Source organism: Achromobacter sp. 1012554356 (genome assembly GCF_059760815.1).
Genome location: NZ_JCBANC010000110.1, coordinates 1 through 7,144, shown reverse-complemented (window position 1 = coordinate 7,144; position 7,144 = coordinate 1). Strand labels below are relative to the sequence as shown.

Sequence of the window (7,144 nt, the reverse complement as noted above, 5' to 3'; positions counted from 1 at the left end):
CCCCAGGCCCACGCCGCGCCGGGCGTCTAAAGAACGCCAACCATGCCCAGCAACGCCGACGATACCCAGCAACCGCCAACCATGCTTAGCAACCGCCAACCATGCTTAGCAACCGCCAACCACAATCACACCGTCCCCCGCCGCCGAATCTTCTCCGCATACCCCACCAACGGCACCGCACAAGCCGCGCAAATCGCCATCACCAGAAAGCCACCCGGCGCATAGCTCCGATACATCGCGCCGCCAATCTGAATGCTGGCGAACATGAACACGCCGCCCGACAGCAACGCGTACAACGCAATCGCGGACGTTTTGCAGGCTGCCGGGACATGGCGGGTGATGTACCACATGATCGCGGCGTTGTTGCCGGCCAGGGTGAAGCATTGCAGCAATTGCAGGCCAGCGATAAACGCAGGATCCGTGGTGGCAGACAATCCCGTCCAGCGGATCGCAGTCATGACGGCCGAGGCAAGAATCAGCCACTGCGCGCCCGTGCGCGCCAAAATGCGAGGCGCCAGAAAAAAGAACAAAACCTCGCTCGCCACACCCACCACCCACAGCAGCGAAATCATCGCCGTCGACAACCCGTTCGCGGTCCAGTGCAGCGTCGAATAGGAATACAGAAAGCCGTTGCTCGCCTGCACCAGCGAAGCCGCGGCGATGCACAACAGCAGCGGGCGGTCCCGCAGGACGTCGCGCATGGGCAGGCGCGTGCGGTCGACCGGAGTGTCGTTGGCCGCAGGCCGTGCCGCCCGAGGCAACAGGCGCACGCACGCCAGGCACGCGACGATCAGCAGGATCGACAGCCACATCACCCAGTCCGTGTCGAACGTCTTGATCAGATAGCCGCCCGCCACGGTCACCATGGCAAATCCCAGCGACCCGCACGCGCGCATCACCGTGTAGGAGTTGCCTTGTCCACGCCCGCTTGCAATAGCCATGCGGTCCATCAGCGGCAGCACGGCGGGAAACACCGCGTTCAGCAGCAACGTGATCGCCAGCAGCCAAGCTGAAGTCTGGCTGAACGGATAGCACACGAAAAGCGCCAGCGATGCGGCCAGCGCCGAAGCGATCAGCGCATGGGCGCGGCCCGTCTGGTCCGCCACGTGGGCCACGATCGGCGTCGACACGATCTTTGGCAGGAATGAGGTGGCGACGATCAGCCCGATCAGCGCCGGGTCCAGTCCCCGGCTGGCGAACCACAAGGGCAAGAACGGGATGCTTACGCCCTGCAAGCCGTAGTACAGGAAATAGAACCCGTGCAACGCGATGGCGCCTTGCCTGGCGTCGGGATTGCCGCGCATGGTGGTGAAGGAAACTGGGAGATGCGAAGCGGCGTAGCATACTCCTTCGTCGCGCCGGGCATTGGCAAAGCGCAGCCGGAGATTTACGCTGAGCCTCGCGGCCAGTTGCAAGCGCGCCGCGATCGTGTTTTCCGATTCATATCCAGGAGCTGCGATTCATGGCCAAGAAACTGAATGAGAAGACCACCAAGGCGCTGAAGGACCGCCGCAAGGCGCCGCTGGCGACGCCCACCGACCTCGCCGCTGACGCCACCCGCGACATCTCCGCGGCGCTGAACCAGATACTGGCCGACGTATTTGCGCTGTATCTGAAGACCAAGAATTTTCATTGGCACGTCAGCGGTCCCCACTTTCGGGACTATCACCTGCTGCTGGACGAGCAGGGCGATCAGCTGTTCGCCATGACGGATCCCATCGCCGAACGCATCCGCAAGATTGGCGGCACCACGCTGCGGTCCATCGGGCATATCTCGCGGTCGCAGCGCATTGCCGACAACGACGCCGACTACGTGCAGCCGCTGGACATGCTGGCCGAACTGCGCGAAGACAACAAGGTGCTGGCCGCGTCGCTGCGTGAAGCCCACAACGTCACCGACGAGCATCGCGATATCGCCAGTTCCAGCCTCATTGAAAACTGGATCGACGAGACCGAGCGGCGCACGTGGTTCCTGTTCGAAGCCAGCCGTCAGGGCGACTCGACGGGGCATTGAGCCTGGCCGCCGAAGCGGCGGTTCAGTCATACCGTTATCGTCGTATCAGTGCCGCCCGCCAACCCGCCCGGCCGCGCGGGCGGGTTGGCGGGGTCAGCTGCGGTCGTCCAGCAGCGCGCTGATTTCGATTTCGGCCCAGCTGCGGCCTGGCAGGCTGGTCACGCCCACCGCGCTGCGCGCCGGACGCGGCATGTGCGGGAATGCGGTCTGCAGCACTTGTGATGCACCGTCCAGCACCGCGCTGTGGTCTTCGAATTCCGCCTCGCTGCGCAGATAGCCGCGCAACTGCAGGACGGCGCGCACGCGGTCCAAATCGCCGCCGCAGGCTTGGCGCAGGGCGCTCAGCGCGCTCAGTGCAGCCTGCGCGCACGCCGCGCGAGCCGCGTCCAGATCGGCGCCATGCCCGCATATTCCGACGATGGGTGTGCCGTCCCGCCGGCTGGCCTGGCCGCTGACGCAGACCAGGGTTGCGCCGCCCAGGGCTGCCAGGTGGTAGGGCGCATAGGCGCCGCGCGGAACGGGCGCGGCGGGCAGGCGCCAGCCGGCCGCGGTCAGCCGCGACTCGGCCGTACAGAGGCGGGTTACCGCATCCATTGCGTTTCGCCGCTCAACCAACATCCGGGGGCGTCTGCGCGCCGGCGCAACTGGATTGCCGACGGCGAGCCCATGGCCACGCCCTGGCGGACCGTGTATACCCGGTCCGCCGGCACGCTGCCTGTCTCGTTCAGGTAGCCCCACAAGGCCGCGGCGGCAATGCCGGTGGCGGCATCCTCGGGGTAGCCGGACGCCTTGGGAAATTGCCGCGCGCTGGCGCTGTCCTCGCTCAGCGCATAGGGATAGAGGCCGGTCGAGCCGATCGCTTCGCAGATGTCCCGCATCGCATCGAAGTCCGGCGCCAAGGCATCCAGGTCGGCCACGGTCGGCATCCGCACCAACGTCTTTACGCGGCTGGTGCTGGCATTGATCATGTGCAGGCCGGGCAATTCGGGGTCGATGCGCAGCACGGCGGCGATCGCGCGGCATTGCGCTGGCGTGAGCGCTGAGGTGACAACGGCAGGTTGCGACACCCAGGCGCGATTGCCGGCGTTGTCCCACTCGATGTCCACGCTGCCGCTCAAGGTCTGAACGCGTGCGCGCGGCGTGCTCCAGCGTTCCCACTGCCGCAGGGCCCAGAGCGTGCCCACCGTTGCGTGGCCGCACATCTCCATTTCGTGGCCGGGCACGAAAAATCGCAGTTGGCACAGGTGGTCATCGCGGTCGGCCGGCACCACGAAGGACGATTCGTGGCCGTGATGGGCGGCCAGGGCTTGCATGTCGGCGGCCGACATGCCGCGCGCGTCAAGCACCAACGGCACCGGGTTTCCGCCTTGCAGGGGCTGGGTCGAATCGACGAACACGCGCAGCAGGGCCGCCTGACCGGCGGGAGGCTGGGCGGGAAGGGGGGAGGGGTGAAGGTCAGTCAAACTGGACTCCGGTCTTGGTGATGAGGTTGCCCCAGAAGGTGAGGTCGTGTGAGACGGTTTGAGTCAGCGAGTCGGCCGTGCCGGGTTTGACGTCCACGCCCTTGGCCGCCAGGTCGGCGGCAATGGCCGGGTCCCGCAGCACCGTGTTCAGGGCAAGGTTCATCTTTTCCACGATGGCCGGCGGCGTGCCCTTGGGGAAGGCCAGGCCATACCAGAGCGATTGCGTGTAGGCCGGCATGCCCTGCGCCGCGAAGGTGGGGACGTTGGGCAGGATGGGGGTGGCGCTGGTGGTCGCCACCGCGATCAGCTTGCCGCTCTGCACGAAGGGCGCCAGGCCCACGGGGTTGTCGAACATGATGTCGACCTGACCGCCGATCAGATCCGTGTAGGCGGGCGCCGCGCCACGGTAGGGAACGTGCGTCAGATCCAGTTTCTCGTCTTTCTTGAACATCTCGCCCAGCAGGTGCGACACCGTGCCGGCGCCCACCGAGGCATACGTGCCGACGTGGCGCGCTTTCAGCGCGCCGACCAGTTCGGCAAGCGTGGCTGCCTTCAGGGCGGGCTGCACCGCCAGCACATAGGGCGACGTCCCGATGAAGCCGATGTAATCGAAATCCTGGGCCGGCTTGTATGGCAGGTTTTTGTACAGGTGGGCGGCGAGCGCGGTGGTGCTGGTCGTGACGGCCAGCGCGGTGTAGCCGTCCGGCTTGGCGCGCGCGGCCTGGCCCGAGCCCACGGTTCCGCCCGCGCCGCCCGCATTCTGGATGATCACGGTCTGCTTCAGTTCGCGCGTCAGCGCAGGCTGCAACGTCCGCACCACCAGATCCGTGCCGCCGCCGGCCGGGAAGGGCACGATCAGGGTGATCGGCTTGTCCGGCCAGGCGGGTTCGGCCAAAGCGCTGGCAAGCGGCAGGGCAAGCAGGGCGGCGCAGAGCAACGCCGACGGAAGTGTGCGATTCATGGATTTCCCCTTGTGTGTTTGTCGAATGACCCAGATCGTAAGAAGCAGGCGTGCCGGCGGCGAACCGCGACGCGACAGTAGCCGATCCCAAGCGCGACAAGGGAAACCACGCGCCCGCGCCGGGCTTGCATGAAAGCGGCCGCGCGCCGATACTGGCCCAACGCCCAATCTTGCCGCTGCCGGGCATCCCCCGGCGCACCACACGCCCGCACTCCCTCATGTCGCGTTCCGTCCCGCTTTCCTCCAAACAGGACCTCATCGCCCAGACAGGTTTCGCCCTGGCTGCCAGCCGGCAGCCGCGCTACGCCTTCCATTGGCACGAACACGACTGCGCCATGCTGCTTTGGCCCCGGGCCGGCGCGCTGGACAGCGCCTGGCGGGACGAGGCGGGCGCGCGCCGCCGCTGCCGGCTGGTCCGAGGCCAGGCGTTGTTGCTGCCGTCCCATGTCGAACACAGCACGCGCGCCGAAAGCATTTCGCAACAGCATGGCGAGCTCTATCTGGCGCCGGAATTGCTACGGGCCTGCCGGGCGGGGGGCGTGCTGCAGCTGGATGGCGCGGCGCAGGCCATGCTGGACGCACTCTGGAAGCCGGCGTTGTCGGCGTCGGCGCTGCCGATGCTGGTGGAGGCGTTGATCACCCAACTGGATGCGACGCACCGGATTCACGGCCAGGTTCTGACGCCGCAGGCGCCGCTGCCATTGGCGCGGCAATGGTTGGAGCTCTTGCGCGAGCGGCTGGAAGCGGGGCAGCCGTTGCCGGCGATCGCCGATTCGGCCAGCGTGCTCGGCGCCACCACCCGCACGCTGCAGCGCGCCTGCATGGAAGCCTATGGCCAGTCTCCCATTTCCTTGCGCCGCATGGTCCTGGCGCAGGCCGCGCGCCAGCGGCTTGCCATGGGCGAGCCGGCGGCGAGAGTCAGCGCCGAATTGGGGTTTTCCAGCAGCGGCCACCTGGGCCGGCTGCTGCGTGCGGTGGACCCCTCATCAGAAGCCGGCATCGCCGCACAGTCCTGAAAGGGCAGGCGAGCGGGCGGCGCCCGCGTCGGATTCGAACAGCGCCTTTCCTGGGCTTCCCGCCGTTGGGGCGTGGCCCGGAATGGAAGCGATCAGTTCCCGGGTGTAGTCGCTGGATGGCTGCAGGAACACATCCCGTGCCGCGCCGATTTCCACCACGCACCCACGCTGCATGACGGCGATGCGATGGCACAGGCGTGCGGCGACGCGCAGGTCGTGCGTAATGAAAACAATGCTCACGCCCAGCCGTTCCCGGATGGATTCCAGCAGGTCCAGGATCTGCGCCTGCACCGAAACGTCCAGCGCGGAGACCGCTTCGTCGGCAATCAGGATTTCCGGCTCCATCATCAGCGCGCGGGCGATTGACAGGCGTTGGCGCTGTCCGCCCGAGAACTCGTGCGGAAACCGGTCCAGCGCGCCGGGATCCATGCTGACGAGCTCCAGCATCTCGATCATGCGGGCGTGAACCTGCGCGGGTTGCGCCCCAAAGTTCAGAGGGCCTTCCGCCAGCGTGCGGCCGATTCTGCGGCGCGGGTTGAACGAGCGGAAGGGGTCCTGAAACACCATCTGCACGCGTTTTCGGTAAGCACGCGCCTGCGGTCCGGACAGCCTGCCGACCGGTTGCCCATCGATGAAAATCTCTCCCGACGTCGGGGAGGCGAAGCGGGCCAGGCAGCGGCCCAGCGTAGTCTTTCCCGAGCCTGACTCGCCGACGATGCCCAGCGTCTCGCCCCGCGCCAACTGCAACGACACGCCGCCCAGCGCATCGACACGGCGGCGCCGGGATTTGAACAGGGACCGGGTTTCAAAGCGCAGGGTCAGGTCGCGGACCTCCAGCGCCGGCGTGTCTGCCGGTTCCAGCGGCTTGGCGCGGAAATCGCCGCGCGGACGCGCTGCCAGCAGGCGCTGCGTGTAAGGGTGGCGGGGGCGCTCAAGCACATCGGCGGCAGTGCCCTGCTCAACGATACGCCCCGCCTGCATCACGACGACGCGGTCGGCAATCTCCGCGACGACGTCGAAGTCGTGGGTGATGAACAGGACGCCATTGTCGTGGCGGCCCCGCAGGTCGTTGAGCAGCCGCAAGACCTGCGCCTGCGACGTCACGTCCAGCGCCGTGGTCGGCTCGTCCGCGATGATCAAGCCCGGCTCCATCGCCAGCGCCATCGCGATCATCACGCGTTGGCGCTGACCGCCCGACAACTGGTGGGGGTACGCATGCTGGAGCTTTTCGGGATGGGGCAGGCGCACATCGGACAGCAGGGCCAGGACACGGCTGGCCACCGCCTCGCGCCCGAGCGTCTTCGCGTGGAACTCGAACACCTCCGCAATCTGGTCGCCGACGCGCATGAGCGGATTGAGCGCCGTCATCGGCTCCTGGAAGATCATTGCCATCCGGTTGCCCCGCAGCTTCTGCAGCGTGTCCCGTCCGGCGTGCGTGATATCGCGGCCCGATAGCGCAATCTGGCCGCTTTCCAGCGTGAGTGTCCCTTTGGGCAACAGGCCCATGATGGCGCTGGACGTCACGGACTTGCCGGACCCGGATTCGCCCACGATGCAGACGATTTCGCGGGCACGAACGGTGAACGACACGTCGTCCACGGCATATCTGCGATCGCCGCTGCCGGGCAGGCGCACCTTCAGGTTGCGCACGTCGAGGATGGGGGAGTCGGGGGCGCCGGCCGTCGGGGCC

7 protein-coding genes are annotated in these 7,144 nt (G+C 67.1%); 2 read left to right on the top strand and 5 right to left on the bottom strand.

Annotated elements, in window-relative coordinates; genetic code table 11:
- Positions 1-125 precede the first annotated feature (125 nt).
- A complete protein-coding gene (locus AC6LJW_RS29245) occupies positions 126-1,304 on the bottom strand; it encodes an MFS transporter (protein ID WP_498088949.1) in 1,179 nt (392 codons plus the stop codon).
- 158 nt (positions 1,305-1,462) lie between these two features.
- On the opposite strand from AC6LJW_RS29245, the gene AC6LJW_RS29240 reads away from it, so the two are divergent.
- Positions 1,463-2,014 (top strand): Dps family protein, encoded by a 552-nt coding sequence (locus AC6LJW_RS29240; protein WP_056570452.1) that lies wholly within the window; start codon positions 1,463-1,465, stop codon positions 2,012-2,014.
- Between the two features lie 93 nt (positions 2,015-2,107).
- Here the strand turns inward: AC6LJW_RS29240 and AC6LJW_RS29235 are convergent, their stop codons facing one another.
- Genes AC6LJW_RS29235 through AC6LJW_RS29225 form a run of 3 tightly spaced genes read right to left on the bottom strand, consistent with a single transcriptional unit; the run spans position 2,108 to position 4,438 of the window.
- Complete coding sequence (locus AC6LJW_RS29235) at positions 2,108-2,608, bottom strand: RidA family protein (RefSeq protein ID WP_498088948.1); 501 nt, start codon at positions 2,606-2,608, stop codon at positions 2,108-2,110.
- Complete coding sequence (locus AC6LJW_RS29230; RefSeq protein WP_498088947.1) at positions 2,596-3,477, bottom strand: PhzF family phenazine biosynthesis protein; 882 nt, start codon at positions 3,475-3,477, stop codon at positions 2,596-2,598. Before AC6LJW_RS29230 ends, AC6LJW_RS29235 begins: the two co-directional genes overlap by 13 nt.
- Positions 3,470-4,438: a Bug family tripartite tricarboxylate transporter substrate binding protein gene (locus AC6LJW_RS29225; RefSeq protein WP_056570457.1), complete on the bottom strand. Its 969-nt coding sequence runs from the start codon at positions 4,436-4,438 to the stop codon at positions 3,470-3,472. Before AC6LJW_RS29225 ends, AC6LJW_RS29230 begins: the two co-directional genes overlap by 8 nt.
- Positions 4,439-4,656: 218 nt before the next feature.
- On the opposite strand from AC6LJW_RS29225, the gene AC6LJW_RS29220 reads away from it, so the two are divergent.
- Positions 4,657-5,454 (top strand): AraC family transcriptional regulator, encoded by a 798-nt coding sequence (locus tag AC6LJW_RS29220; protein ID WP_056570612.1) that lies wholly within the window; start codon positions 4,657-4,659, stop codon positions 5,452-5,454.
- Here AC6LJW_RS29220 and AC6LJW_RS29215 read toward each other — a convergent pair.
- Complete coding sequence (locus tag AC6LJW_RS29215) at positions 5,425-7,104, bottom strand: ABC transporter ATP-binding protein (protein WP_498088950.1); 1,680 nt, start codon at positions 7,102-7,104, stop codon at positions 5,425-5,427. The two genes, AC6LJW_RS29220 and AC6LJW_RS29215, sit on opposite strands and share 30 nt — an antisense overlap.
- Positions 7,105-7,144: the final 40 nt, after the last annotated feature.

Bases quoted from the DNA above. Each gene is read 5' to 3' on its own strand.
- AC6LJW_RS29240 (WP_056570452.1), top strand. From the start codon at position 1,463: ATGGCCAAGAAACTGAATGAGAAGACCACCAAGGCGCTGAAGGACCGC.
- AC6LJW_RS29220 (WP_056570612.1), top strand. From the start codon at position 4,657: ATGTCGCGTTCCGTCCCGCTTTCCTCCAAACAGGACCTCATCGCCCAG.
- AC6LJW_RS29245 (WP_498088949.1), bottom strand. From the start codon at position 1,304: ATGCGCGGCAATCCCGACGCCAGGCAAGGCGCCATCGCGTTGCACGGG.
- AC6LJW_RS29225 (WP_056570457.1), bottom strand. From the start codon at position 4,438: ATGAATCGCACACTTCCGTCGGCGTTGCTCTGCGCCGCCCTGCTTGCC.
- AC6LJW_RS29235 (WP_498088948.1), bottom strand. From the start codon at position 2,608: ATGGATGCGGTAACCCGCCTCTGTACGGCCGAGTCGCGGCTGACCGCG.